This is a genomic window from Kitasatospora sp. NPDC048298, assembly GCF_043201465.1.
GTDB lineage: Bacteria > Actinomycetota > Actinomycetes > Streptomycetales > Streptomycetaceae > Kitasatospora.
In genome coordinates, this window is record NZ_JBICYZ010000057.1 from 22,832 (window position 1) to 47,870 (window position 25,039).

18 protein-coding genes are annotated in these 25,039 nt (G+C 71.0%); 12 read left to right on the forward strand and 6 right to left on the reverse strand.

From position 1 onward, the window contains the following. Window positions 1-1,728: 1,728 nt before the first annotated feature. Genes ACGF0D_RS32330 through cas7u form a run of 4 tightly spaced genes read right to left on the reverse strand, consistent with a single transcriptional unit; the run spans window position 1,729 to window position 8,635 of the window. Window positions 1,729-2,838, reverse strand: coding sequence for a hypothetical protein (locus tag ACGF0D_RS32330; RefSeq protein ID WP_392922302.1), 1,110 nt, complete (start codon window positions 2,836-2,838; stop codon window positions 1,729-1,731). Window positions 2,839-2,840: 2 nt separating this feature from the next. After that, the gene (gene cas3u / locus ACGF0D_RS32335; protein WP_392922304.1) at window positions 2,841-5,933 is read right to left on the reverse strand and encodes a type I-U CRISPR-associated helicase/endonuclease Cas3; all 3,093 of its coding nucleotides are present in this window, start codon (window positions 5,931-5,933) and stop codon (window positions 2,841-2,843) included. After that, on the reverse strand, window positions 5,930-7,402 hold the full coding sequence (gene csb2, locus ACGF0D_RS32340; protein WP_392922307.1) for a type I-U CRISPR-associated protein Csb2: 1,473 nt from the start codon (window positions 7,400-7,402) through the stop codon (window positions 5,930-5,932). The genes cas3u and csb2 overlap by 4 nt, the downstream gene beginning before the upstream one ends. Window positions 7,403-7,408: 6 nt before the next feature. Continuing rightward, a complete protein-coding gene (cas7u, locus tag ACGF0D_RS32345; RefSeq protein ID WP_392922309.1) occupies window positions 7,409-8,635 on the reverse strand; it encodes a type I-U CRISPR-associated RAMP protein Csb1/Cas7u in 1,227 nt (408 codons plus the stop codon). Between the two features lie 1,140 nt (window positions 8,636-9,775). Between cas7u and ACGF0D_RS32350 the strand changes: the two genes are divergently transcribed. Beyond that, window positions 9,776-9,919: a hypothetical protein gene (locus tag ACGF0D_RS32350; protein WP_392922312.1), complete on the forward strand. Its 144-nt coding sequence runs from the start codon at window positions 9,776-9,778 to the stop codon at window positions 9,917-9,919. Between the two features lie 84 nt (window positions 9,920-10,003). Here ACGF0D_RS32350 and ACGF0D_RS32355 read toward each other — a convergent pair whose 3' ends face one another. Both ACGF0D_RS32355 and ACGF0D_RS32360 read right to left on the reverse strand, forming a co-directional pair. Next, window positions 10,004-10,720: a DNA-methyltransferase gene (locus tag ACGF0D_RS32355; RefSeq protein WP_392922315.1), complete on the reverse strand. Its 717-nt coding sequence runs from the start codon at window positions 10,718-10,720 to the stop codon at window positions 10,004-10,006. Window positions 10,721-11,190: 470 nt separating this feature from the next. After that, window positions 11,191-12,480 (reverse strand): hypothetical protein, encoded by a 1,290-nt coding sequence (locus ACGF0D_RS32360; RefSeq protein ID WP_392922317.1) that lies wholly within the window; start codon window positions 12,478-12,480, stop codon window positions 11,191-11,193. A gap of 476 nt (window positions 12,481-12,956) precedes the next feature. Here ACGF0D_RS32360 and ACGF0D_RS32365 point away from each other — a divergent pair, with 476 nt between their 5' ends. The 11 genes from ACGF0D_RS32365 (at window position 12,957) to ACGF0D_RS32415 (ending at window position 24,998) form a co-directional block, all read left to right on the forward strand. Further along, window positions 12,957-13,832 carry a helix-turn-helix domain-containing protein gene (locus ACGF0D_RS32365; protein WP_392922320.1) on the forward strand — a complete coding sequence of 292 codons (876 nt, stop codon included), beginning with the start codon at window positions 12,957-12,959 and terminating at the stop codon, window positions 13,830-13,832. Beyond that, window positions 13,829-14,059, forward strand: coding sequence for a DUF397 domain-containing protein (locus tag ACGF0D_RS32370; RefSeq protein ID WP_392922323.1), 231 nt, complete (start codon window positions 13,829-13,831; stop codon window positions 14,057-14,059). Before ACGF0D_RS32365 ends, ACGF0D_RS32370 begins: the two co-directional genes overlap by 4 nt. Continuing rightward, window positions 14,056-14,322 carry a DUF397 domain-containing protein gene (locus tag ACGF0D_RS32375; protein WP_392922326.1) on the forward strand — a complete coding sequence of 89 codons (267 nt, stop codon included), beginning with the start codon at window positions 14,056-14,058 and terminating at the stop codon, window positions 14,320-14,322. Before ACGF0D_RS32370 ends, ACGF0D_RS32375 begins: the two co-directional genes overlap by 4 nt. A gap of 119 nt (window positions 14,323-14,441) precedes the next feature. Beyond that, the gene (locus ACGF0D_RS32380) at window positions 14,442-15,743 is read left to right on the forward strand and encodes a helix-turn-helix domain-containing protein (protein WP_392922329.1); all 1,302 of its coding nucleotides are present in this window, start codon (window positions 14,442-14,444) and stop codon (window positions 15,741-15,743) included. Beyond that, window positions 15,740-16,624: a phosphotransferase enzyme family protein gene (locus ACGF0D_RS32385; protein ID WP_392922332.1), complete on the forward strand. Its 885-nt coding sequence runs from the start codon at window positions 15,740-15,742 to the stop codon at window positions 16,622-16,624. Before ACGF0D_RS32380 ends, ACGF0D_RS32385 begins: the two co-directional genes overlap by 4 nt. Before the next feature lie 299 nt (window positions 16,625-16,923). Continuing rightward, window positions 16,924-17,310 (forward strand): roadblock/LC7 domain-containing protein, encoded by a 387-nt coding sequence (locus ACGF0D_RS32390; protein WP_392922334.1) that lies wholly within the window; start codon window positions 16,924-16,926, stop codon window positions 17,308-17,310. Next, window positions 17,307-18,773 (forward strand): hypothetical protein, encoded by a 1,467-nt coding sequence (locus tag ACGF0D_RS32395; protein ID WP_392922337.1) that lies wholly within the window; start codon window positions 17,307-17,309, stop codon window positions 18,771-18,773. The genes ACGF0D_RS32390 and ACGF0D_RS32395 overlap by 4 nt, the downstream gene beginning before the upstream one ends. Window positions 18,774-18,820: 47 nt before the next feature. Next, entirely contained in the window at window positions 18,821-19,327 is a 507-nt protein-coding gene (locus ACGF0D_RS32400; RefSeq protein WP_392922340.1) for a helix-turn-helix transcriptional regulator, read from the forward strand. Between the two features lie 76 nt (window positions 19,328-19,403). Continuing rightward, entirely contained in the window at window positions 19,404-20,903 is a 1,500-nt protein-coding gene (locus ACGF0D_RS32405) for a LuxR C-terminal-related transcriptional regulator (protein ID WP_392922343.1), read from the forward strand. A 140-nt stretch (window positions 20,904-21,043) separates the two neighbouring features. Next, on the forward strand, window positions 21,044-22,906 hold the full coding sequence (locus ACGF0D_RS32410; RefSeq protein WP_392922346.1) for a glycoside hydrolase family 15 protein: 1,863 nt from the start codon (window positions 21,044-21,046) through the stop codon (window positions 22,904-22,906). 10 nt (window positions 22,907-22,916) lie between these two features. Then, entirely contained in the window at window positions 22,917-24,998 is a 2,082-nt protein-coding gene (locus ACGF0D_RS32415) for an NB-ARC domain-containing protein (protein ID WP_392922349.1), read from the forward strand. Window positions 24,999-25,039: the final 41 nt, after the last annotated feature.

Here is a 25,039-nt window from a genome sequence, read left to right on the forward strand (position 1 = left end):
AACGGTGCGGAGCGATGCGACTCGCCACTCACCGACGACAGTGAGACCGCATCGCTGCGATGGTGCCGCACGGGATGATGCGGAGCGACCTGGCGGAGCGGAGGCGCAGGTACGCGACGCCGTCGCTGCGATGGTGCGGAGCGACCAGTGCCGGGCTGTCGGGACGAGGATGTCGTAGAAGCTGCGATGGTGCCGCACCGGGATGGTGCGGAGCGACCAGTGGGCCACGGTCTTCAGCGACGTGATGATCAGATCGCTGCGATGGTGCCGCACCGGGATGGTACGGAGCGACGTCGACCCGACCAAGGTCTACACGGCCAACGAATGGCTGCGATAGTGCCGTACCGGGACGGTGCGAAGCGACGCGGGCAATCAAGCAGGTCACCAAGGGCGGTATCGGGCTGCGATGGTGCCGCACGCGGATAGTGCGGAGGAATGCGACTACGTCTTTATGGATGAAGCGCACGAGTACAAGCTGCGATGATGCCGCACCGGGATGGTGCGGAGCGACCGGGGCGAACGTGTCGCCCATGCTGATTGCCCTCGTGCTGCGATGGTGCCGCACCGAAGTGGTGCGGAGGCGCGCCCGGCCTGATAGCCGGCCAGCTGGGTGGTGCCGCACCAGTGGGGCCCGAAACCAGGACGGGCTGGTCGGTGTGCCCCGAGGTGGCCAGGCTCCGATGGTGCCGCACCAAGAAGGTGCGGAGGAACCAGCCTTCGTCCCGGTCAAAGACATGAAGCCCAAGGACCTGTGATGGTACCGCACTGGGATGGTGCGGAGCGACGAGTTGGTCGATGAGGCCACCGATCCACGGCAGGTCGCTGCGATGGTGCCGCACCAGGCTGGTGCCGAGGGACGTTGGTCCAGGTCGGGCCGGCGCCGACCGTGACCTGGCTGTGATGGTGCCGCACCAGGCGGGTACGGAGGGGCGCCAGACGGCTGGCATCACCCTACGCGGCATATTCGCTCTGCGATGGTGCCGCGCTGGAGCGGCGCGGAGGAACCCGCGCTAGCACATCTCGGATGAGGCGTGGGCGGACCATGCTCCGATGGTGCCGCACCGGCGCGGAGGGACAGCGGAGGCGCTCGGCGTCGTCAGGCGTGTGCGCGCCGCTGTGATGGTGCCGCATCGGGATGGTGCGGCGCGACGGGCGGGTGCGGGACGAAGCCGGTTTCCCCGAGCAGGCTGCGATGGTGCCGCACCGGGATGGTGCGGAGCAACGCCGGCCAGACCTCTCGAAGGCCTCGGCCGCAGAGTGCCTGCGATGGTGCCGCACCGGGATGGTGCGAAGCGACGTAGGACGTCCGGATCCCTGGGCCGGGGACCCCGCGCTGCGATGGTGCCGCACGGGAACGGTGCGGAGCGACTTGTCCTCCAGGACGCTGAACTTCTTCGTCAGCTTGCTGCGACGGTGCCGCACCGGGATGGTGCGGAGCGACCCTCACCGGCTACTACACCCCCGACGCCGGCAACTGGCTGCGACGGTGCCGCACCGGGATGGTGCGGAGCGACGGTAGTTGAGCTGCTGGTTCGTTCGTTCGGCGGGTCAGTTGCTGTGTCTGAGGGGGCGTCCTTCGGGGCAATTCGGACTTGTTGCTTCGGTGCGGTGGGGTGTCTTCGTGTGTGCTTGGGGTTCCGAAGTCGTGGTCGGTCGGGTCTCGTTTTGTTTGTCGGCGCTATGGAGTTGTCAAGGACCGGGCGTTGGGGCGTGGTTGGCGGTGGGGTTTTAGGGCCAGAGGTGGCGGCTGGCGGCGAGGGGGCCGTTGGATTGTTTGAGGCCGGTTCGGGGTGCGGTGTAGAGGGCGGTGACGCCGAGGTTGGTCAGCATGCCGGCGTTGCGGTTGGTGCCGGGTTCGGTGGCGCGGACGGCGGGGTGTTCCAGGAGGACGGTCACGTCGGTGGTGGTGAGTGGGGGTGTCCAGACGGGCCAGCGTAGGGCGCCGCGGTTGTCGGTGGTGTCCCAGCTGGTGGCGGCTTGGGTGCGGCCGGTGGCGGTGAGGCGGAAGGTGGCGAGGGCGTGGAGGGCGAGCCAGGTGGGGCCGGGGGCTCCGCGTTGGTAGGGCTTGCCTTCGGAGTTGGTGTGGGCGTCGCCGAGGGAGCGGTGGTCGAAGTTGGCGGAGGCGTAGTCGGGGATGCGGCGCCAGCCGTCCAGGGCCGAGCGGATCTGCCGTGGGTCCTTGTGGCAGCCGAGGACGGCTTTCTGCATCAGGCCGGTGATGGTCATCTGGCCGGCGGCGGCGATCAGCGGGGTGACGGGGGTGCGCCGCACCGTGGCGGAGCCCGGTTCTTCCTCGGGTTCCGGGTCGTTCTTGCCGGTCTTGGGTTTGGTGTCTTCGAAGCACATGACGTTGGTCAGGGACGCGAACCAGCGGGCCTGGTGGTCGCCCGTCTCGCGTTCGGAGCGGGCGAGTTCGCGCAGCGTCTGGTGCGCGGTGTCGACGCGCATGCGCAGGGCTTCGTTGGGGGCGGTGGTGTTCTCGCGTGGTCGGGTCAGGAGTCCGGGGACGTGCGGGAAGGAGTCCCAGACTTCCCCCTCCGTGTCGGCTGTGTCGGCGTCCTCGGCCTCGCTGTCCTCCGTCTCGGCGGCGTCTGCGGGGTTCCCGGTTGTGGGGGCCGTCTTGGCGGGCTTGGGCGGGAGGTGGCTGGTGAGGAGCTCGGTGAGGGTGTCGAGGGTGAGGGGCTGGTCGGTGGTGAGGACGGCTGCGCCGGCGGGGCCCTTCCAGTGGAGGTGCGGCTCGGTGGGCAGGGTGGCGGTGGTGAGTTCGAGGATGCCGAGGGCGGCGAGGAAGCCGAGCGGGTCGTCGGAGCGCAGGGCGGGGAGTTCGAGCTGGTGCATGGTCAGCTGCCTTCTTCGGAGCAGGCGATGTCGGCGAGGCGCAGGACCGTTTCGAGGAGGGCCAGGCCCCAGAAGCCGTAGCGCCGGTTGAGGGCGCGGAAGCGGCGTGGGCCCATCCAGTCGGTGCCGATCACCGTGCTGGAGACGGTGACGGTGGCGGTGTCGGGCATGGTGCACTCGACGAGGACCGGCTCGGGGTCGGCGAAGGCGGGCAGCATCGGGCGGGCGTAGCCGTGGTGGGCGGCGACGAGGTGGGTGACGAGGTCGTGGTCGAGGCCTCGGGCGGTGGCGGGGTCGGTGGCGAGCCAGGTGTGGACGGCGGCGGCGCTGAGGGCTTCGTGGCGCAGGTCCTTGGACCAGTTGGCCAGGCGGGCGGCGCGTCGGCGGGCCGCGCGGTCGGCGGGGTCCATTCCGGACTTGGCGAGGGTTTCGGGCAGGGACTCGGCGAGCAGGCGGTCACCGGAGCAGAGCATGCACTGGAACCGCGGGTGGTCCTTGCCGCAGTCGTGCGCCCGGGCCGCCAGCACGACGGCTTCGACCAGGTCCTCGGGCAGCCCGACGGCCTCGGCGAAGACGCGGGCGCGTTCGCCGACGGCCTCATGGTGGCGTTTGAGGGTGACGGCGCGGGTGAGGCTGCTGCTGTCCGGGTCCTCGTCGTCCACGGCGACCCGGTAGCGGCCGGCGTCGGCGACCCGGGGCGGGACGAGGACGATCCGGCCCGGACCACCGTGGTCGAGCAGCACCACCCCGGCCGCGGCCGACCGTCCAGTGCGCCACTCGGCGACCTCCAGCAAGTCCTCCAGCCGCCGGCGCAGCGCCGGGGTGTGCCGGGCGGCGCTGTCGGGTGGGGTGTTGGTGGGCAGGGCGGCGAGCAGCCGGGTGATCGCGGCGCGGACCGCGTCGGTCGTGCTCAAGGCGTCCGGGTCGTCGGGGTCTGCGGTGAGGTCGGTGAGGGCCTGCTTGATGATCGGGGTGAACTGCTCGGGGTCGGCGCCGGTGGTACTGGCCAGGACGGCCGGGTCCAGGCGTAGCGGGGTGCGGGTGTTGTCGGTGGGGTGGTCGCCGAGGTCGGGGACGGGGGCGTCGGGGTCGGCGGTCCAGCCATAGGCATCGTGGCCGCCGGCGGCGGTGGGCAGGACGAGGGTGGCGCCGGGCTTCAGGTCCCCGACACCGCGCGGGGTGGTCCAGGTTCCGTCGGTCTCGCGTTGGAGGACGATGGTGCGCAGGCGGGTGGGTGGGTTGCGGGGTTCGGGGGTGGTGTCGGCGTCGGGGCCTTCGAGGTCGCTGGTGTCGGGGGTTGCGCGGGGTTGGGTGAGGAAGCGGCGCACCGCGGCGAGGGGCAGGGAGAGGGTTTCGGCGGTGTGGACGGGGGTGGTGCGGATGTGTTCGGCGAGGGTCTCGGGGTCGGTGGTGCCGGTGGGGAGGTCGGCGCGCCACAGGAGTTGGACTTCGGGCTGGCCGGTGTCGAGGCCGTGGAGGAAGGGGGCGGGCGATTCGTCGGGGACGGGGATGGGGCTGGTGCGGGCGAAGGCGCCCAGCCGCACCTGCTCGACCGGGGGGATGTGTTCGCCGGCGCGGGTGAGCGGCGCGGTGTCGGTGCCGTCCAACAGACCCGGCAGGGAGGCGGGGTTGAGGACCAGGCCGTCCAGGAGGCGGGGGGTCAGCTCGGCGGCATCCTGGGTGTCATGGGTGGAGGCCTTCCCGGTGAGCCACCGCCAGGTGTTCGCGGCGGCCTGACCGTAGACGGGGATGCGGTCCGGGTCTTCGGGGTTGTGGGTGCGGACGAGGATCGCGGGCACGGCGCCGAGTTCGCCGCGGCGGTCGAGGCGTCCCAGGCGCTGCAGGACGGAGGCCCAGTCGCCGCATTCGCTGACCATCGCCCCGAACGTGCAGTCGATCCCCACTTCGAGGGTCTGGGTACTGACCACGACCAGGGGGCGCTCGCGGTCCCGGCTGACACCGTCGAGGAGTTCGGCCAGCGGGCCGGTGACGAGCAGGTCGCGCTCCGCGGGCCGGCAGCGGCCGGTCAGCAGCAGCACGTCCACGTCGGGGCGCCGGGCCAGCGCCTCGTGGGCGGCGCGGGCGTGCGTGATGGTGTTGGCGATCACCGCGACCGCGGGCAGCCGCAGGACGGGCAGGACGGCGTCCAGGCCGGTCTCGGCGGCCAGGGCGAACGCCTCCGCGGGCTTCTTCGACCAACTGCTGGCGTCCAGCAGGGTCACGTGGCGCTTGGCCGCGATCCGCGGCCCCGCGATCCGATGCTTATGGTCGTCGTCACTGATGCCCAGGCGGGGACGGCCGCTGGTGGCGCTGGTCGCCGACAGGCTCACCACCCGAAGCGCCCTCGCCGCCAACTCCCCTCGCACCGCCGTCCGCTGGTAGAGCACGGTGTCGGCGGCGGTCGCCAGCAGAGCCTTCGACAAGTGCGCCTCGTCCAAGGCGAGCAGAGCGTCGTGCCCGGTGAGGGCGGCGTCGATCGGAGCCCGCTGCGCGGAGGTGTGGTAGCCACGGAACAGCAGACGGCTGCCGTACTGGTCCACCGTCGACGTCACCACCAGCGGCTGAGCCGGGCTGCGCACCCAGTTCGACTCCCACCGGGTGCCGCCGCGCATCCGCACCACCTCCAGCGGCAACTCGCCGCCGCCGAGATCGCGCAGCACGGCGGCGACCTTCGCCCGCACCGAACCGGCCGGCGCCCCGGCGAGCGCCGCGGCCAGCTCGACGGAGTGCTGGTGGGCCTGGTCGACCACCAGGCGCCGGTCGACGCAGAAGAACAGCCGCAGCGGCACTGTCCGCTGCTCGCGGCCCAGTTCCTGGCGCTGGTGGGAGCTGTGCTGCCGGGCGAGGAGGAAGAGCCAGATGTCGACGAACGTCGTCTTCCCCAGCGCGGTGGGAACGTCGAGGTCGGGCCAGTGCGCGCCGGCTGCCACAGCGGCCAGGTAGGCGTTCTGCCATGGGAACGGCTCCCAGCCCTCGCAGCCGGCGCAGGTCGCGGTCGTGGCGCCGTCGGGGCAGTGGGCGTGGTGGTGGACCTCCCGGAAGAACGCCGGGAACTCGGCCGCATCGATCGCCGGCAGCCGTTCGGTGCCCGTCACTGGTCGTCCTCCTGGAAGTCGGGCTCCGGGCGGCACAGGCCCAGGCCGAAGTTCTTCTTGCTGCCCAGCACCACCGGCCCCGTGACCGGGACCGGGAAGGTCAGGCGCACGTGGCAGCTCGGTAGCGGCCGCTCCCCGTCCTTGCGGCGCACCGGGAACCCGTCCGTGTCTCGCACGCCGGGGGCGAGGCCAGCGCGCGGGCTCACCCGCATCCGCGCGGGTTCGGGCAGCCCGGCCGCGATGCAGCTGGCCGCGACCGAGTCCGCCCACGCGGCTTCCTCGTTCTTCTTGGGGAAGCGGTCGAGGACCATCGGCAGCACCGTGGTCCACACCGCCGACGGCCCCTGCCAGGCCCACGGCTGAACGGTCAGCGGCCACGAGTCCTGGTCGGCTGGGCTGACCCGCACCAGGTCCAGTGGCTCCCCGTCCGCCAACCAGATTCGGCGCAAGCCCCCGTCATGGCGAAGGAGTGCGGCGAGCAGCGCCTTGCGGTCCTGCGTCGGCATCTCGCGGGGCAGGGCGATACCCAGGCCGCGCAGCATCCCGTCGGCGTGGCGGTGGCCGGCGAACGGCAGCGCAAGGTAGGCCGCCGGCCTTGGGTCGTCCGGGCTGTTCTTGTGGCCGTGGACCGTGGTCATCGCCTCGACGTCGTGGCCCATCGCCTCCAGGGTGCTCATCACCGCGCCCCGCAGCCGGCCGGTCAGCTCCAGCGTCCACCGCGGGTTCAGCGCCACGCCAGGGGCGAACGAGAACGTCAGCAGGTCACCGAACGGCCCCTCCACGACCGACGTTTCGGACGAGTCGGTGTAGTCGGGGTCGAGGTAGTGGTGGGTGACCGACTGGCTCCAGGACGGCCGCTGCTCCTCGAACGCCTCCTCCAGCCAGGCCAGATAGCCGCGGTAGGGGACCCGGATCGGCCGCGAGCCCTTCGGGTACTCCCCGCCGGCGGCAGGCCTCCAGCGCCGCCGCCACCCATCCTCGTCGCCGGATTCGTCGGGGCCGCACCAGGCATCCAGCAGCCCGGCGCCGGTCGAGCGCCCGAAGTACGGCACCCGCAAGGCGAGTCCCTTCAGCACCGGGGCGAGTTCCTCCCCGGGTTCGGCGGCCCAGCTGAACACCATCCGCGTACCGGACAGCGTCTTCTGCGCCCACGCCCGGGGGACGCCGCCGGCGGTGCGTCCCGGCAGCAGGCCGTGGGTCACCTTCCCCGGGTCCACGATGTTGGTCACCACCCACGCCGCACGCGGGTGCTCCGCCTCCATCGGCCTGGCCGGCACCGTGACCACGGGCGGCTCCTGCGCCTCCAGCCAGGTCAGCGCCATCCGGTGCGCGGCATCGTCGAGGTCGGCGTGCGCGACCAGCGCGCAGAACAGGCGGGCCGGGTGGGGCGGCCACTCCGCGCGCTCACCGTCCATGGCGGTTGCCTGGTAGAGCGGCTCCAGCAGCTCCACCGAGATGTGGAAGGGCATGACGCTCTACTCGCCTTCCGCCTCGCCGATACCCTCCAGGCGGAAGGAGCGCTCGATCGCCTGCTGCACCTGCGTGTTCGGCCGCAGCCGCACCGGCTCCTTCGACCACACCAGGCCCGCCTCCTCCGCCCGCGAGCGCGCGAACTCGAACAGCTCCAGCGCCTCAGCGGCCGTGTCCAGCTCCAGCGGCTCCGTCACCGCCACGCCCTCACGCCCGCGGCCGACCCACTCGATCCGCTCCGACACCAGCAGCAGGTCGCAGCCCGACCGCAGCCGCACCGCCGGCGCCGCGAACGCCAGCCGGTCCCCCAGCAGCGCCAGCGCCCCCAGCAAGGCCCTTCCCGCCCGCACGTACTCCTTCGGCGCGTCACCGAAGCGCAGCGCCCTCAGGCCCGCCATGGCCAGCGTCGCGTTCCGCTCGATCGCCCGCACCGTCACCCCGCCCATGCCCTCGACCGGCGGGATCATCCCGTGCCCGACCGCCGACGCCTTGAGCGTCTTCCCCTTGCCCTTCTTCCCCGTGCCCTCCACCGGCCTCCAGCCGTCGGCGGTCAGCTCCACCTGGTCGCCGGGGAAGTTCCACTTGTCGAACCGCCCCGCCGCCCGCTTCCCGGCCAGCGGGTCCAGGCCCACCAGCTCCGAGGTGTAGGTGCGCGGCACCTTCAACTGCACACGGCGCTTGCGGTGCGAATCCCACAACCCGTACACCAGGTCCGACGGCGCCGACTCCAGGAAGGCCCGCACATCCCCGGTCCCAGCATCGCGAAGCGCCCGGCCCGCGTCCGTGTCGTCGAACTTCACCCCGGCCTCGTCCAGCGCGTCCCGGAAGTAGGCATCGCGGGAACGGTGCGGCGCGTCCAGGTTCGTCATCCGAAGCACCCGGCCCTCCGCGGTCACGTGCAGCGCCAGATGTGGCACCACCGCGTCCCCCAGGTCGACGGCCTCCAACAGGGCCGTCTCACAGCGGTTCGCCTGCGACTGCCGCTGATCCAGCAGCACCACCTGGACCGTTTTCCCGCCGACCCACCGGTCCTCGAACAACTGGCCCGGACCGTCGACCTCCTTCTCCTTCCCCGTCGCCGGGTCCTTGACCGTCTGCTTGACCTTCACGGTCGGCGGCGCCACCGGCGCCCCCACGCCGGCCACCGGCTCGTACCGGGCCGTGACCCTGATCGCACCGTCCGCCGACAGCCCGCTCGCCGCCTCGGCCAGCCGCTCGTACAACGCCTCCATGAAACCCTCCTCGGTGAGAAACCTCTCGGATAGGTCGCATCGAAGCAGCCCCCACCGACAGTCATCACTCGTTCGAGTGAATATTTGTCAATTTCTATCCAGAGAGGTGGGCTGGCGACATAATCCGCCACTTGCTCGATTCAGAGATGCCTTTGGGTAAACCTTGCCGAGGACCTTCTTCAGCCTCCCTGGCGGCCAGTACCAGGCATGCCGCCCTCGGATGCGCACGCCCATCGACAGGACTGCAACCAACTGGCTTGGATCGCTACGAAGGGGAGCTCACCGGGTACGGCGAAGCACCCTGGTTGTTGCTGCCGACGTAATCCCTCGCGTTCGCGGCGGACAACCCCCGAGCTCCACGTTCCCAGCTCGGAATTTCGCATCTCGCCGTCGGTGCCGCAGTGCACGGGCAGTTCGCACCTGCACTGCGACACCGAACGACTCAACAGTGCCGCTGCCATTAACTGGCGCGGAGGGGAACCACATCGGGGCCTGGTCTACACCCCTCCAGGTCACCCTTCAATGGTGCCGATGGCGCGCCCTTTTCGGTCGCCCCTCGGAGATACCCGACTATAGTCGTCACGAACTGATGAACGTTCTCAAGTCTTCCGATCGTCACCAGTTCGAGCTAATTTCCAGCAGGGCGGAATGCGCCTGCGGACTATCCACCTGCGAGCCTCGCCAGCCGATCAGTACCTTTCCAGCCATCCGCCTCCGATGTGTTCAACCCATCTCCATGTCACGAAGATGGATCAGGCAGAGAGCCCGTCATCCAACGCGTCATCGCACGGTCCTGTACTTTCTCCTGTGTCGCCCCAAAGCGGCCCCTCGGCTCCCAGCACATAAGTCCGGCTCGGGGCCAACTACCCCCGAGTCTCGTGAACTACGAGGAGCGCACGATGGGACGCAACAGGTTCGGACAGTGGCTTCGGCGCAACGCCAGTGTCATCGCGGCACTGGCAGCTGTGGCGGGGGTGATCACCGCAGCACTCAAGTAGCTGCCTCAGGATGGAGAGGAGGCCCCAGTGTCGTAGCTGAGGCCCCGGCCAGCGCTAATGGCCGGGGCCTCAGCCCATGCACGTCCGTGGAGGTGTGCATGGGCAGCACGCTACCGCACACCAGTCAACGATCCTTGGTGCTATGGCCCCTTCGCGAGAGGAGGGCTTCACGCGCGACGTCTGCAGCATCGGGCACCTGGGAACACGGCCTGAGGCGCGGATCGTCTCGTCGGCGGACGTGAAGAAGGCGGTGCCGTTGATCGGGCGGGCGGTCGAGGAGTCGTGAAGGACGAGGAAGGGCGGCTGGAGCCGGGTACTCCGGCCGCCCTTTCACGTCTTCGGTCGCTCGCCCTGGTGACGGCTCCCATGCTCACGCCTCCGGTCCCGCGAGGACGAAGTCGTCCTGCGTCAGCTCCGCGTGCAGTCGTTGTTCGGCGATGTCGGCGTCGTGGGGGTTGAGTTCGATGCCGAGGAAGCGCCGGCCCTCGCGCAGGGCAGCGATGCCGGTGGAGCCGGTACCGGTGAAGGGGTCGAGGACGGTGCCACCTTCGAGGCAGATCTGGACGAGCTGCTGCATGATCTCCAGCGGCTTCTGGGTGGTGTGGTCCTCGCCGGGCTCGGTGGCGGTGAAGTGACCGGGCAGGTAGAGGTCACGGTTGTTGTCGAGGGAACCCTTGACCCCCCAGATGATGAAGTCGGCGGACTGCTCGAAGCCGCCCTTGCAGGGCTGGCTGGCAGGCTTGATCCAGGGGATGGTGCCTTGCCAGGTCCAGCCGGCCATCCGGAGCGCTTCGCTGATGTCGGGCTTCTGCCGCCAGTCGGAGAAGATCATCGCGACCGAGTGCTCGGTGCTTGCCCGGTATGCCTCGGCGAGAAGTTCGGTGAGCCAGGCAAGGTGGTCGCGGTTCTCTTCAGGGAAGGTCTTGAAGTCGTAGACGCCGCTGCTGCTGGTGAGCTTGCCGCGGACGTCGCGGCTGGTGCGCCCGTCCCTGCTGTACGGCGGGTCGGTGATGACGGCGTTGACGGACTCGTCCGGGAGGGTCTTCATCACGGTGAGGGCGTCGCCTCGGTACAGCTGGTAGCTCACGGGTCTTCCTTCCGCATGGTGCTTGGGCCCGCTCCAGGCGGCGCCCAGCGGCAGCCGCCGGGAGCGGGGATGCCGGGGAAGGTAGCCGCGATCGGCGGCCGTGCCTAACGAGCACGACGGGATGCAGGGCTCGGCCGAGGGGTCGTTTGGTGCGGCCGACTTTCGCGTCTACTGTCTCGCCATGCCGACCGGGCAGCAGGCCAAACGGCCCTGGCCCGGCACGTGTTGATCCGTGCTGCCCAGTGCAGGCGTGACCACGTGCGGGCGGCATCCCCTTCCCCCCTGAATCCCGAGGAGCGCCGTCGTGTTCCGGCTGAGATTACGAGCGCGGCCGGCTGCCGCGCGTGACCCGAGACTGGCGTCCTGGAGCTACCAACTCCCGTGACCCGGGCCCGCCCTGAACAAGGGCGGTTTCACCACCGGCGCGGTGCCGGCGACTTCTTCGCACGAGAGGCCGGCACCGCGTTCTCCTACGCATCCCCGAGGAGCCGCTGCGATGCAGCATGCCCTGGCACACCTGTGCCCTCATTCTCTTCCCCTGCCCGGTCGGCCGCTGCCCGGTGACCGGGGGCCGTCGTGAAGAAGACGGTCGGCGTGCTCGTCGGCGTCGTCGCCTGCGGTCCGCTGGTGTTGGCCCTGCCGGTCGCGGTCGTCGGCGCGGGCAACGCCTCGGCCGCCGCGTCCAGTTCCTGCCCTCCCGGCGGGAATCCACAGGGTGTGGATTCCTCGGCGGTGGCGGCCATCTCCAGGTTCGAGATCAGCAGATTGCGCCACGTCACCGGGCTCAGCCCGCTTCGACGGTAGCCCACGCTCGGCAGCCGCGAGCCCGCCTGCATCGGCACCGCCACACGCCGCCGGGTACGTTCGTAAGGCTCACGCAGCTCGTACTCGTCGTCTCCCGCCAGCCAGTGGCTCGCGGTCTTCACGGTCGCCGCGTCCACGATCGCGGTGGCGCGGGCCAGGCTGGTGGCGACGTGGTGATGGACCAACGCGGCGCTGCTCGCCGGTAGTTCGGCAACCAGCTCGCTCTTCGGTCGACTGGTGTCGAAGTCCCCACCGTCCCCGCGCTTCGGCATACCGGACGGCGCGGCCACGGGGACGCCCAGGAATCGGGCGAGCCCAGAACGTACGTCCTCGGGCGCGGAGACGTGCCGCTCGTACGGCAGGTGGGCAAGGGGACGGCCACATCCGGCGAGGTCCGCGCGCAACGCCTCGGCGAGCAGCAGGGCGTTGACGGCGATCATCCGGGCGAGCGCCACCGGCGGCTGCGGATCGTCCAGGGGCAGCAGCGGCGACCAGTCCCGCCATCGCGGCGTCCTGGCGGTGCGGGCCAGGCCGAGGTAGCGCTCCGCGTACGCCCAGCGCTGCCACAAGCCGCCGCGCTCGAACGAGGACGCGATGCCGAGCGGTGCGCGGGTGAGGACCAGGACCGGGGACTCCGGCAGCAGCCCGGTGACCGACCTGGACGCGAAGAACAGATTGGTCTCCTTGACGGCGTGCCGCTCCGAGCCGTGGAGGTCGTGGAGTGCACAGGCCAGGTGGTGCCGGTTGAGTGCGGTCAGCTCGGAGTCGGGCCGCGGGTTCAGGGCCGACAGGGGGTGCTCCACACCGAGCTGTTGCCGGAAGGGCTCGTTGTGCTGCTGCATCGAGGCTCGAAGCTGATCGCTGACCCAGTTCGAGCCCACGCGTTCGAAGGCGCCGAGGATCAGCAGCGGTGCCCGGCCTGTACGGCCTGCGGCCTTCACGATCTGCGCCACCATCGTGTCCTCCGCCGTGCTGCCCCCGCCGGACGAATCCGTCCGTGTCTTCTGGTCCACACGTCATCCCTTCCAATCGGGTGCCCCGGCGTTGCCGCCGCGGCCATGGCCTGCGCTTGGCCCTACAGAACGGACCATGAAGGTGCGCGCCGACCGAGACGTGTGGCGGCGGGGCACACCAGGCCGAGAGCGGGTCGTGTCCACCAGCTGGTCGCCCTGGGGCGAATAGGGTGAAGACCCTGGCGCAGACCTCGGCAAGACGTCACGAGGTCGCTGGGGCACAAGCGAATGAGAGGTGGCAATCCGCATCCAATTCGCTGCGGTGTGTCACCGCCATCAGGGTCCCGCCTTCCCCTCACGCCGTCAAGCACGTGACTGGCAAAATGCCAATTCTCTTGCCAAGCATGTGCGGTGCATGGGCTCCCGCTAAGCTGACGTAACGACAGAGTCCCTTGGATCACGGCTTCGCGGAGGGATCGATGGTGCCAGCCGTCCCACAACAACCCCTCGCCGCACGCAGCAAGTTCGGTGCCGACCTGCGGCGTCGACGCGAAGCCGCCGGCTGGACGGCCGAAGAGGTCGGCAGCCGGATCGGGTGCAGCACTTCTAAGATCACGCGGGTTGAGACCGGCAAGCGCAGCGCCACCCCGGCCGACTTCGAGGCCCTCATGGACCTCTTCGATGTCCCCGAGCCGGACCGGGCGCACCTGGAAGCACTCTTCCGTCGAGGGCGGGCGCGCACGGCCATGTGGTGGGACGCCTACGCGGACGTCCTCAGCAGCAGGTACACGGAGTTCATCTCCTACGAACACGAGGCCGCCTCCGCGGCCGAGTACCAGATCGCGTACATACCCGCCCTGCTGCAGACCGAGGCCTACGCCCGCGCCGTCACCGAGGTCGGCTTCGCGGCGCTCGGCCCGGACCAGGTCGACAGCCTGGTCGAGGTGAAGTACATGAGGCAGCGTCGTCTGCGCGACGAAGTCCCCCTTCGCCTGACGGCCGTCATCACCCAGGCGGCGTTGGAGTTCGAAGTGGGAGGGCCGGCGGTCCAGGCGGCGCAGCTCCGTCATCTCCAGAACGTCTGCCGTCTGGAGACCGTGGACCTTCGAGTCGTCCCGTTCGACCGAGGAGCCGAAGGCGCGTTGACCGGAGCGTTCACCCTGTTCCAGGGCAGCGGCCAGGACTCACCGGACACAGCCTTCGCCGAGGCTGTCACGGGGACGATCGTCGTTGACGACGCGCTCGGACTTCGGCGTCTTGCCCGCCTCCACTCCTACCTCCTGCGCGCCGCCCTCGGCCCCCAGGATTCGCTGGCGCTCATCGAGCAGACCGAGAGAAGACTGACCGCATCATGATCGAAAAGAATCGCCTCTACGCCGTACCGCTCGACAACGTGCTCTGGCACAAGAGCAGTTACACCGCGAACAACGGCAACTGCGTCGAGATGGCGGCCGTGCCGGGATTGCCGGCCATCGCCATCCGCGACTCGAAGAACCCGGAGATCCCGGCGCTCCGGTCCGATGCCGATCAGGTGCGTTCGTTCATTCACGCCCTCGCAGCCGACGCCCTGGTCGACGCGTGACGACGGACGTGCCGGTCGCCAAGGCCGGCCTCTACACGCTCGACCTCCGCGCGGCCCGGTGGCTGGCGGCTCCGGGCAGCGATCCCACGAACCGCCTGGAGGTCGCGTACCTTACAGGCGGCGCCACCGCGCTTCGGCACTCGGCCACGGGGAAGGTCCTCTTCTTCACCTCGGCGGAGTGGATCGCCTTCGTTCGAGGATGCCAGGACGGCGAGTTCGAGCCGGACATCGACGAGGCCGAGCACCAGGCCGTGCGGCGCTGACGAAGACGCCGGATCCATCGCGGCAGATGCGTGGAACCGCTGGTTCCCAGTCCAGGAAAGAGAACTTCCCCGGGATGGGGACAACGCGCTTGTCCCCATCCCGGGTCGAGGGGGCCGATATGGCGGCACGACCCACCACGCTGTACCCGGAGCGTTCGCCCGAGGAATGGCTGGGCAACGAGATCCGGCAGTGGCGCACGCTGAGGGGGTACGGGCAGGACGAGCTCGGCGAACGGGCACACCTCAGCGGCGATCTGATCGGCAAGATGGAACGCGGTGAGCGCAGGTGCGTGCAGCATCACACCGAAGCGCTCGACGTCGCCCTGGACACCGGCGGAGCGCTCACGCGCAGCCTGGTGCTGGTGTACATGCGGGTGGGCCTCCGTAGCGGGGACGACGCCGTCGTCACAACGACGGAGACACCAGACCCGCACCCCGCAACCGCCCCCTTGTACCCTTCCACCCCCGTCGTGGCCCCGACGATCCCCATCAGCCCTGAACCAGGAACGACGGTGCGCCTGGGGGATGTGGCCCACGTACGATCCGCGGCTGCGGTCCTGCGCAGCTGGGACAACCTGCACGGTGGAGGCGGGCTCGTACGGGAGACGGCCGTCGCGCAGCTCCGGTGGGCGGAGGCTCTCACCTCGGCGCCGTGCAGCAGCACCTTGCGCCCGGAGTTGCTCACCGCGGCGAGCCGTCTCGCCTCGGCCGCCGGCGCCGTCCTGCTCGACGCCGGTGAGTTCGCCGAGGCCAGTCGGCGTCTTCGATGGGCGACCGACCTCGCGGAGGAGGCGGGCGATTGGTCGGCACGTGCGGTCTCGTACAACCTGCGCTCCCGACTCGCCACTTGGTGCGAGGACTACGACGACGGCGTGACCCTGGCCGAGTTGGGCCTCGTTCGGTCCGACCGGCTCTCCCCGGCCGAGCGCGCCATGCTGCACAACGCCGCGGCGCGAGGGCACGCCAGGTTGGGCAACCGCCAGGCGGCGCTGACGGCCATCGGACGGTCCGACGAAGCGTACGCCCAGCTCCAGGCCGCCGAGGAGTCGCGCTGGATGACCTACTACGACGAAGCCCAGCACCACGGCGACACCGGTCACGCCGTCTACGACCTCGCGCTCGCGGGCCACGCCGTCGACGATGCGCTCGGCCGGCTCAGGACCGCCGTCGACGGGCACGCCCAACCGTTCGCCCGGTCCAGGACGTTCAGCCGCACCAAGCTCGCCGGGCTGCTGCTGATCATGGGGAACCCCGACGCCGCGCTTCCGGAGGCCGAGCGGGCCGTGGCCGAGGTCGCACAGCTCCGTTCGCACCGAGCTGTGCGGGACCTCCAGGAGCTGGCGAAGCTTGCACGTCGGTACGAACAGCACGCCAGGCTCGAAGGCCTGCGCATCCAGATCGCCGCTACGGTAGGTGAGTGACCACTGCCAGCGACTCCCACGCCGTCCTGCTCAGCGCATGTGCCGACGCCGGTCTGTCCGCCGACGGTGCCGAGCTGATCAGACTGGGTGAGAACGCCCTGTGGCGTCTCCCTGACGGTGTGGTGGCCCGCGTCGCCCGACCCGGCCAGTGGTCCGCGGCGGTGCAGGAGATCGCGATAGCCCGCTGGCTCCACGAGTGCGGCCTGCCGGTCGTCCGTCCGCTGGAGATGTTCTCCGCTCCGGCCCTCGTTGGCAACCGGCCTGTCACCTTCTGGCACGAACTGCCGCCCCACCGACCTGGCACAGGCGCCGACATGGCGCCCCTCCTCCGCCGGTTGCACGAGCTGCCGGTGCCCGGGCACATCGACCTCGGCCTCCTCGATCCGCTCGTCCGGCTCGCCGAACGGATCGACGAAGCCGTCACCCTCGACGAGCACCAGCGGCACTGGCTGCGGGGGTACCTGGCCGACCTTCAGACCGCATGGGACGAGCTCCCCGCCGGACGGCCGCTCTGCGTGGTCCACGGAGACGCCTGGGGCGGCAACACCGCGGTCACCCCAACCATCACGTACCTGCTCGACTTCGAGCGCTCCTCCAGGGGCCGGCGCGAATACGACCTCGCGACGATGGCGGCCGGCTTCACGAGCTTCGGCAGCGTAACGGCGAAGCAGTACCACGCCATCTGCACCGCCTACGGTGCCGACGTCACGGAGTGGCCGAGCTATCCGGTCCTGCGCAACATCCGCGAGCTGCGCGTCACCTGCTTCGCCCTCCAACTCGCCGCGGCCGACCCCGCGCGGCATCACGCCCAGGCCCACTACCGCCTCGCCTGTATCCAAGGCCGGGAAGGCGCCCGGCCGTGGGGCTGGACCGTCATCTGACCTCGTCGCCGTCCGGAACGGGTTCCGGCCATGCCACGGTCGGCCGTTTCGTCGGCGCGGGTGAAGCTACACCTCACCAGCCGCTGCTCGGATAGGTCTTCGAGGCTTCCCGGCTCCGTTGATGGGGACAACTTCGCCATCCCGGGGTTGTCCCCATCGCCCCCCTCCCGCTCACACCACCCTCTTGGCCACTCTGAACGTGTTGGAGACGCCACCCAGGCGATCCCCTCGGGTCCCAGCCGATCCTCTCGCGCTTCGACCCCTCCTCCCCCGCGTTCGTTCTGGCTAAGGAGGCTCACATGTTGCGCCATCCGCAGTTCCTGAAGGACTTGGTCACCGGCACCGCCGGCGCCCTCGCCGCCATCCACGTCAGCCCCGAAGGGCTGGTCCTCGGCAGCTCGCCCGGGGTCAGCGAGGACGACGCCGACCGCTGGTCGGCCGTGATGGCGGCGCTGCACGCCGTGAGCAACCGCAGCACCGAGATCATCGGCCGTAGCACCACCGAACGGGGCCTCTGGGGCCACAGCGTGATCGAGGACCGGTCCGGCCGCACGCTGATTCTCGTCGGCGCCAACGACGGCTCGATGCTCGCCGCGGTGTGCGGGAAGAACGCCCAGCTGGGCGACATCGCCGCCCGGCTCGTCGAACTGGCGGACAGCACCGTCGCCGTGGGGGCTGCGGCGTGAACCCGATCTCGACCAAGGCCCCGACCCGCCCGCGGCGCCCGTTGCCGCTGCCCGATGTCCTCGGCGCCGTGCACATCCCCGACCCGCTCAGCCCCGGCATGGCCGGACTGGCCTCCTACCTCACCCGACGCCACGCCCGGGTCACGATCTCCCCCGTGCAGGCGAGCCTTCGTCCCGAGCTGGTCGAGCGGCTTGAGCGTCGCGGGGCCGCACTCCGAACGGTCGCCCCCGGTATAGCCTCGCTGATCTGGGGCGGCGACAACACCGTGACCCACGACCTCACCAGCCACATCGCAGGCTACGGCCTGCCCATGATGGGCTACGCGCGGGCCGTCGAGCTGCTGGCCGGCACGGCACCGGTCACGGTCGCCGTCGCCGGCAGCCATTCGACCACCATGGCTGCCGCCGCGCTCACCTGCGCACTCGTCAGCCGCGATCCCGGGTGGATCCTCGCCGAAGCCCCGATGGGGGACTCCGCCGGCTATGACGGCGGCGGAGAGGTCCTGGTGGTGGACCTCTGTCCGGACGGCTCCAGCCACGAGACCTCGCCGCCCGGTTGGCGCTTCCGCACGCTCGGCGAAGGGCTGAGCCCCACGGTGACGCTGTTCACCGCCGTGGATGCGGCACCGCCGGCGTTCTGGAACCAGCAGGAAGCGCTGGACCAGATGGAGGCCCTCGCCCGGCGGAGCGACACGGTGGTGGTGTGGGTCGCCCAGCCCGGCTGCCAGGAGGTCGTGGACCGGCTGCGCAGGCACCGGCCGGGTCCGAGGGTGGTGACCGTCGGCCGCGGCACCGACATGGACGTCCAGGTCCTAGGGACGTTCTGGACCGGAGAGGACCACCGCGTCACCGTCAAGGCCGACGGCGAACGCCACACGTTCACCGCGCCGGTCGCCGGGACGAACAACGCCATGGCCGTGGCCGCCGCGTGGGCCGCGGGCTGGGCCCTCGGTGTTCCCGGCCGTGAACTCGTCGACGGGCTCGGCGCGTTCGCGGGCGTCGAACGGTCGCTGACCCGGCTCGGCTCGGCCGGTGGCACCGACGTCGTCGAGTCCAGGGCTGTGCACCCGAAGGAGATCGCTGCCGACCTCCAGGGCGCCCGGATGCTCACAGAGGGCGCGGTGGTGGCCGTCTACGAGCCCTCTGGGCACCTGCGGTCGAACGCCCTCGCCAGTCTGATCGCCGAAGCCTTGGGCACTGCCGACCGGACCGTACTGCTTCCCGTCCACTCGACGTTCCCCCGTGGTCAGAACCACGCCGACGGCGGCGAATCCATCCTCAACGCCAGTTCCACCGGCACGGTGATCCGCTTCGAGTCCGACCTGCACCGGCAGGGCCCCGAGGCCCTGGTTGCCTCCCTCGTGCAGCAGGGCGACCTGGTCCTGACCATCGGCTCCCAGGCCGCCCGGCGAATCGGGCCCTCGCTGCTGGCCGCTCTCCACCGGCCGCAGCCCACCCGGTAGCCCCCACCCCACCCCCGTCACAACCCCGCTCCTTTTGGAGGTCCCCCATGCCCGCGCCCGTTCCCGTCAAGCCCGATCTGTCCGACGCCGACGTCCTCCTCCTGCAACAGGTGGCCCGCGGCGCTCTGCACGGCGAGACCAGCCGCGCCACCGGTATCGAGAAAGCCAAGGTCGGCGCCGCCGTCATTGCCCTGGCGACGAAGGTCGGTGCGAAGTCGCACTTCCACGCCTCCGCCCTGGGTGCGGCCTGGGGCCTGGTGACGGACGTGCACGTGATGAACCCCACCGGCAAGTCGCTGTCGGTGCGGCACGTCGAGGTCCTCGCCGGCCTGGTGGGCGGCGAGGGCGCGGACGCCATCGCACAGCATCTGGGGCTGACCGTGAACACGGTGAACACCTACATCCAGACGATCCTGCGGGCCCTCGGCGTTCGGTCGAGGGAGCAGGCGAGCGCGGCGGCCGTGCTGGCCGATCTGGTGCCGTTGCGGGCTTTGGGTGCCGGTTGGCCGGACGTGAAGCTCAGCGAGCTCCGGCAGCCGTCGGAGTCGTGCTGATGCCGCGCCGCACCCGGCAGGCCGGAGGTCCCGGCGTGCTGCTGATTCCCATGCTCGGGGGGATCAGCTGATGCGGATGAAGGTACCGCCCACGGCGCTGACCGCGCAGCAGGTCGCGGTGTTGGACAGGGCTGGCCTCGGGATGACGAACGCGGAGATCGGCGCGGCCCTGAATCTGGGTGTCGACACCGTTAAGGGCCACCTGCGGCAAGTGTACGACCAGTTGGACACCACGAACCGAGTTCACGCCTTCGTACAGGGATGGCAGTCCGGTCTGCTCCCCCGTTCGGCCTCGGTGGGTGTTGCTCCGGTGCTGTCGGACGAGCAGAAGTTGATCCTGCGGATCTGGGGGCAGGGTGGGATTCGCCGTGACGTCGCCCGCGCGCTGGAGGTCCGGGAGAGCGCGGCGGAGCTCTACGAGGACGCCGTGCTGGACGCGCTCGGTACCCGCAAGCGCGTCGTCGCCGTCCGCCGGGCGCTCGAACAGCAGCTGATCGATCCGGCCGGGGACACCCTGGCTGGCCTCACCACACCCATGGCGGCCGATTCGGGCCAGGGCCGCACCCTGCACCACCGTACGAAGGGAGGGACCGGTGCAACCGAACTCGTAGACGAAGCGCACGCTGAACCCGATAGCCCTGATCCGCTGGACCGCTCGGTCGCGACGCTGCGCTCCGCGCAGGGTCTGGCCCTACACCTCGGTGCGCTGGCCGGCCTGCCGGAATTGCCGTCGCTGGCAGAAGTCCTGGCCGGGGCGGCGCCCCGCAGGACGGCGCCGGCCGTCGTGCGGCTGGTGCACCAGGCACTGGCCCTCGGTGTCCCGTGCGCCCTGGTGCTCCCCGCGGTGGCGGTCGATGCCGACCGTGCCGTGGAGGCGGTAGGTCTGGGAGCGGCCTGGACGTGCGCGGTCCGCCACGGGGCGTACGACCGCGGCACCGCCGCCTATCTGGAAGCCGCCCACCTGCTCGGGGCCCCGCTCGACGAGCTGCTGGTCGTGTGCACCGCCGACCAGGCGCCCGTGGCGGGAGAAGCCGGGGTCCGCCGGATCCTGACGACCCCGAGCATCGTGCCGGACACCGGGCCTCGGCGTGCCCCGAGGCCCGAGTTGAACGCGCTGGAACGCCGGATCGCCGAACTGGCCGCCCAAGGGCTGGGCGTCACCGAGATCGGCGACCACGTCCATACCGGGGAGTACCTGGTCCGGACCCGCCTGGCCGACTTGCGCCGGCGCGTCGGCGCCGTGGACGACGCGCACCTGGTCGTCCGCCTAATCACGGCGGGGGCGATCGGCACCGAGCGGCTGCGCGCCGATCTGCCCGACCCCGTCCCCGAGCTGGATCAGGCGGGGCGGGCCGTGGCGGCGCTGATCTGCACCGGGACGCTGAGCGAGGCCGGGGCGAGCGCCGTCGGCCTGAGCCTGCGCACGGCACGGACGGTCGAGGGACGAGTCGTCCGGGCGCTCTCCCGGCGCGGCAGCCGAACCCATGCCGCAGCCATCGCCGTGATCACCGGAATCGTCGCGCTGCCCCCGCCGAACCACATCCCCTACTTGGAGCCGATTTGCCCGGTGGCGTGAACCCGGACGCAAGGACGGGCCTCTCCCGGCCGCCGTCCCGACCCGCCGCAGCCGGGGCCGTGCGGCTGCCGGAGCAGCTCGTCGCGCACACCCGCTCCCGTCCCTGACCTCCCACCACTCCTCCAACACCAGGACTTCGCATGCCCGTTCCCCTCCCGATCGAGGGCTATGCTCCGATCGGCAACGGCCGCTCGACGGCCCTCGTCGACCTCCACGGCGCGATCCCGTGGCTGTGCCTGCCGGAGTTCGACTCGCCGGCGGTGTTCACCGCGCTCCTCGGCGACCGGCGCCACGGCTACTGGTCGCTCTCCCCCACCTCCGCTCAGCCCTTCCCCGTCACCCGCCGCGCCTACCGCGGCGGCGGCCTCGTCCTGGACCAGGTCTGGGAGCTGCCCGAGGGGATCTTGCAGGTCACCGAGTTCATGCCCGTCTCCGGTGCCGAGCGGCCCGCCCAGGTGATCCGGATCGCCAGGTGTCTGCGCGGCCGGGTGAGCGTCACCTCCCGCATCGTCGTCGCGCCCGGCTACGGCCGCTCCCACGCCGTCCTGCGCGAGGTCACCAGCCCCGACGGCGTGCGACGCTTCGCCGCCGAGCACGAGGGCTCCGCCCTGTGGCTGGACGGTCCCGACCATCGGCCCCGGCGACGTGGAGCCGCGGTCGCCGAAATCGTCCTGACCGCGGGACAGGAGGCCGCGTACGCCCTGACCTGGCAGGAGCCCGACGCCCCGGTCCCGCTCGTGCCGGACGCCGGCCAGGCGCTCGCCGCGACCCTGCGGGAGTGGGCCGACTGGAGTGCCAACGTCACCTGCACCGGGCGCTACCGCGACGCCGTCCTCGGCTCGGTGGCCGTTCTCGGCTCTCTCGTCCACCGGCCCACCGGCGCCGTCATCGCCGCACCCACCACCTCGCTGCCCGAGGAGATCGGCGGCGAACGCAACTGGGACTACCGCTACCCGTGGCTGCGCGACTCCGCGCTCACCATCCGGGAACTGCTGCGCGCCGGGGGTTTTCTGGAGCAGGCGCGTGCCTGGCGGACGTGGCTGGTCGACACGATCGGCAACGCCGCCACCGCGCGAATCATGTACCGACTCGACGGCAGCAGCGAGCTCACCGAGACCGTCCTGGATCACCTGCCCGGATACCAGGGCTCGCGCCCGGTGCGGATCGGCAACGGCGCGGCCGGTCAACTCCAGCTCGACGTCTTCGGATACGTCGCGGACGCCCTGCTGGCCGCCGAGGACGCCGGACTCGAACCCGATCCCGCCGCCGACGCGCTGCTGCTCGGGCTGGCCGAACTCGTCGTCGCCACCGCGCACAAGCCGGACCGGGGAATCTGGGAAATCCGCGGGCCCGAGCGCCACTTCACCCACTCCAAGATCATGGCGTGGGTCGCGATCGACCGGACCGTCCGGCTCCTGGAGCGCCGCCCGGACCACGACCGGGCCACCCTGGCCCGCCTGCGCGCGGTCGCGGCACTCTTCCACACCACCGTCCTCGCCCGAGGCTACGACGAGGAGCGCAACACCTTCACCCAGTCCTACGGCAGCCGCGAGCTGGACGCCTCCCTGCTGCTCCTGCCGCAGACCGGCTTCCTGCCGCCCGATGACAAACGGGTGATCGGCACCATCGAGGCCGTCCAACGCGAACTCGCCACCTACGACGGCCTCGTGCTGCGCTACCGCGCCCACCAGGACGCCGACGCCAACGTGGACGGCCTCGCCGGCGAGGAGGGCGCGTTCTTCGCGTGCTCGTTCTGGCTGGTCTCCGCACTCGCCCTGGTCGGCCGCACCGACGAGGCCTGCGAACGCATGGACGCGCTACTCGCCCTGCGCAACGACGTGGGCATCCTCGCCGAGGAGTACGACCCCTCCGCCGGCCGCCAGCTCGGCAACACGCCGCAGGGACTGAGCCACCTGGCACTGGTCAACGCCGCCGTCGCCCTCGGCGTGCCGTCCGTTCCCGTCCTTCCGCGTCCCCGGGCCGGCGCCGTTGCCTCGCTCTGACGACGATCTCATGCCAACCGTCTCCAACCACATCGACGGCACCCAGGTCCACCACGCCGTCCAGGCCGGCCAGATCCGTGACATCCACTTCCATCCCGCCGAGCCGCCACGGCAAGTTCCCCGACAACTCACCGCGGTCACCAGGGTGTTCACCGACCGCGAGCACGACGTCGCCGCCCTGGACAAGCTACTCTCCGACCTGCCAGAAGGCACCGCTCCAGTGATCGCGATCACCGGGCCCGGCGGGGTCGGCAAGAGCGCCCTGGTCTCGCACTGGGGCCGCCGACACGCCGAGCGATACCGGGACGGACAGCTACTCGTCCAGCTGCGCGCGGGAGGCGTCGACGGTCCGACACCGGCTGTCGAGACCGCCCGCTCCCTACTTCGCGGTCTCGGAGAACGCGACATGGATCAACTCCCCTGGCACGAGTCGGACTTGCGCGCGCTTTGGCGGTCCATCGCCGCCACCCGACGGCTGCTGGTGGTATTGGACGACGCCGCCACCGCCGACCAAGTGGTGCCTCTGATCCCCGCCACCAGTGCGTGCCTGGTCGTCGTCACCAGCCGCTCGCCGCTGCCCGCACTCGCCGCCCTCGGTGCTCACCATCACCAGCTGGGCCCGCTCGCGCCCGTCCACGCCGTCCAACTGCTCGGCCGAATCCCTGGCGAGGGCCGGGTGCGCGCCGAGCCGGCCGCCGCCGAGGCGCTCGCTCGCGCCTGCGAGGGCAGCCCGTTGGCCCTGGGGCTGGCCGCCGGCGCGTTCGCCCTCACCCCCACGCGCTCGCTCGCCTCCCACCCCGCGCTCACTGCAACCGACTTGGAGAGTCTCCTCATGACCACCACCGTCGCCCTCGCCTCGCTGCCCGGGCCCGAAGCGCGCTTACTCCGGCTCGCCGCGCTGATCCCCGCGCCGGATCTCGACCACCTCACCGTGGCCGCCGCCACCGCGACTCCCGCCGCCCACACCCTTCAGCTGCTGCACGAACTCGCGGCCCGGAACCTCTTGGACCACACCGGCCGCCGGCCCGTGCGTGGCGACGTCTACAGCCTCCGAGCCCACGTGCGCGAGCTGATCCGCGACCAGGCCGACGACCGGCGGCTCGTGGTGCAGCGCTACCTCGACCACCTGATCGCCACCGCCCAGGACACCGTCCAGCGCCTCACCCCGCACCACCGCGTCCTGCCACGCCAACACCGCCACCACCCTGCCGAGCCGGTGCACATCACCGACGACCGCACCGCGCTGGACTGGCTGGAGGCCATCGCCCCTGCCGTTCTGCCCGTCCTCACGGCCGCCCGCGCCCTCGGTGAGCACCAGGCCGCCACGGTCCTGGTCCACGACCTGTGGCCACTGTTCCATCGCCTGCGGCGAACCGACCTGAGCCTCACCTGCCACCGGCTGGGCCTCGACTCCGCCCGAATCTGGGGCCACCCCCTGGCCGTCTACGAGATGACCACCACCCTGGCCATCTCGCACAAACGCACCGGCGAACACGAGGACGCTCTCCGGTTCTACGAGGAAGGCCGAACCCTCGCCACCGAGGACCAGGACCCCGTCCGCATCGCCCAGTGCACCGCCGGCATCGGCGCCACCCTGTACGAGGCCGAACAGTACGCCGTCGCCGAGCCCGAACTCACCCGCGCCATCGAGCTCTACGCCGACCTCGACGACCGACGCGGCGCCGGCCTCGCCGAGATCCTCCTCGGCTCCGCCGCCGCCCGCCAGGGCAACACCGACCTCGGCATCCCGCTGCTCCAGCAGGCCATCGCCGACCTCGAATCGCTCACCCCGCCCGACCCGCTGAACGTGGCCCGGGCAAAGGTCTTCCTGGGCGAGGCCCAGTCCCTGGCCGGCGAGCACGACGTCGCGGCGGGCACCATCAACACCGCCGTGCAGGAGTTCGTGCGCCTCGGCCACCGCCACTGGGCGGCCTACGGCATCGAGTTCCTCGGGCAGGCCGCCGAACGCGGCAACCTGCCCGCACTCGCCGCCAGCTGGTACGCCGCCAGCCAGGACCAGTACCGGAACCTGGGCAGCAGCCGCGACGTGGAACGCCTGCAGAGCCGACTGCTCGCGCTGCGGCCCGAGTGACCCTCGCTCACCGCCCCGCGGCCCGCCCGCTCCGCACGCTG

What these genes read in the sequence shown, in the direction of transcription:
- ACGF0D_RS32330 (WP_392922302.1), bottom strand. Translation starts at nt 2,838, where the DNA reads ATGCACCAGCTCGAACTCCCCGCCCTGCGCTCCGACGACCCGCTCGGC.
- csb2 (WP_392922307.1), bottom strand. Translation starts at nt 7,402, where the DNA reads ATGCCCTTCCACATCTCGGTGGAGCTGCTGGAGCCGCTCTACCAGGCA.
- cas7u (WP_392922309.1), bottom strand. Translation starts at nt 8,635, where the DNA reads ATGGAGGCGTTGTACGAGCGGCTGGCCGAGGCGGCGAGCGGGCTGTCG.
- ACGF0D_RS32350 (WP_392922312.1), top strand. Translation starts at nt 9,776, where the DNA reads ATGGCCCCTTCGCGAGAGGAGGGCTTCACGCGCGACGTCTGCAGCATC.
- ACGF0D_RS32360 (WP_392922317.1), bottom strand. Translation starts at nt 12,480, where the DNA reads ATGGTGGCGCAGATCGTGAAGGCCGCAGGCCGTACAGGCCGGGCACCG.
- ACGF0D_RS32365 (WP_392922320.1), top strand. Translation starts at nt 12,957, where the DNA reads ATGGTGCCAGCCGTCCCACAACAACCCCTCGCCGCACGCAGCAAGTTC.
- ACGF0D_RS32370 (WP_392922323.1), top strand. Translation starts at nt 13,829, where the DNA reads ATGATCGAAAAGAATCGCCTCTACGCCGTACCGCTCGACAACGTGCTC.
- ACGF0D_RS32380 (WP_392922329.1), top strand. Translation starts at nt 14,442, where the DNA reads ATGGCGGCACGACCCACCACGCTGTACCCGGAGCGTTCGCCCGAGGAA.
- ACGF0D_RS32390 (WP_392922334.1), top strand. Translation starts at nt 16,924, where the DNA reads ATGTTGCGCCATCCGCAGTTCCTGAAGGACTTGGTCACCGGCACCGCC.
- ACGF0D_RS32400 (WP_392922340.1), top strand. Translation starts at nt 18,821, where the DNA reads ATGCCCGCGCCCGTTCCCGTCAAGCCCGATCTGTCCGACGCCGACGTC.
- ACGF0D_RS32405 (WP_392922343.1), top strand. Translation starts at nt 19,404, where the DNA reads ATGAAGGTACCGCCCACGGCGCTGACCGCGCAGCAGGTCGCGGTGTTG.
- ACGF0D_RS32410 (WP_392922346.1), top strand. Translation starts at nt 21,044, where the DNA reads ATGCCCGTTCCCCTCCCGATCGAGGGCTATGCTCCGATCGGCAACGGC.
- ACGF0D_RS32415 (WP_392922349.1), top strand. Translation starts at nt 22,917, where the DNA reads ATGCCAACCGTCTCCAACCACATCGACGGCACCCAGGTCCACCACGCC.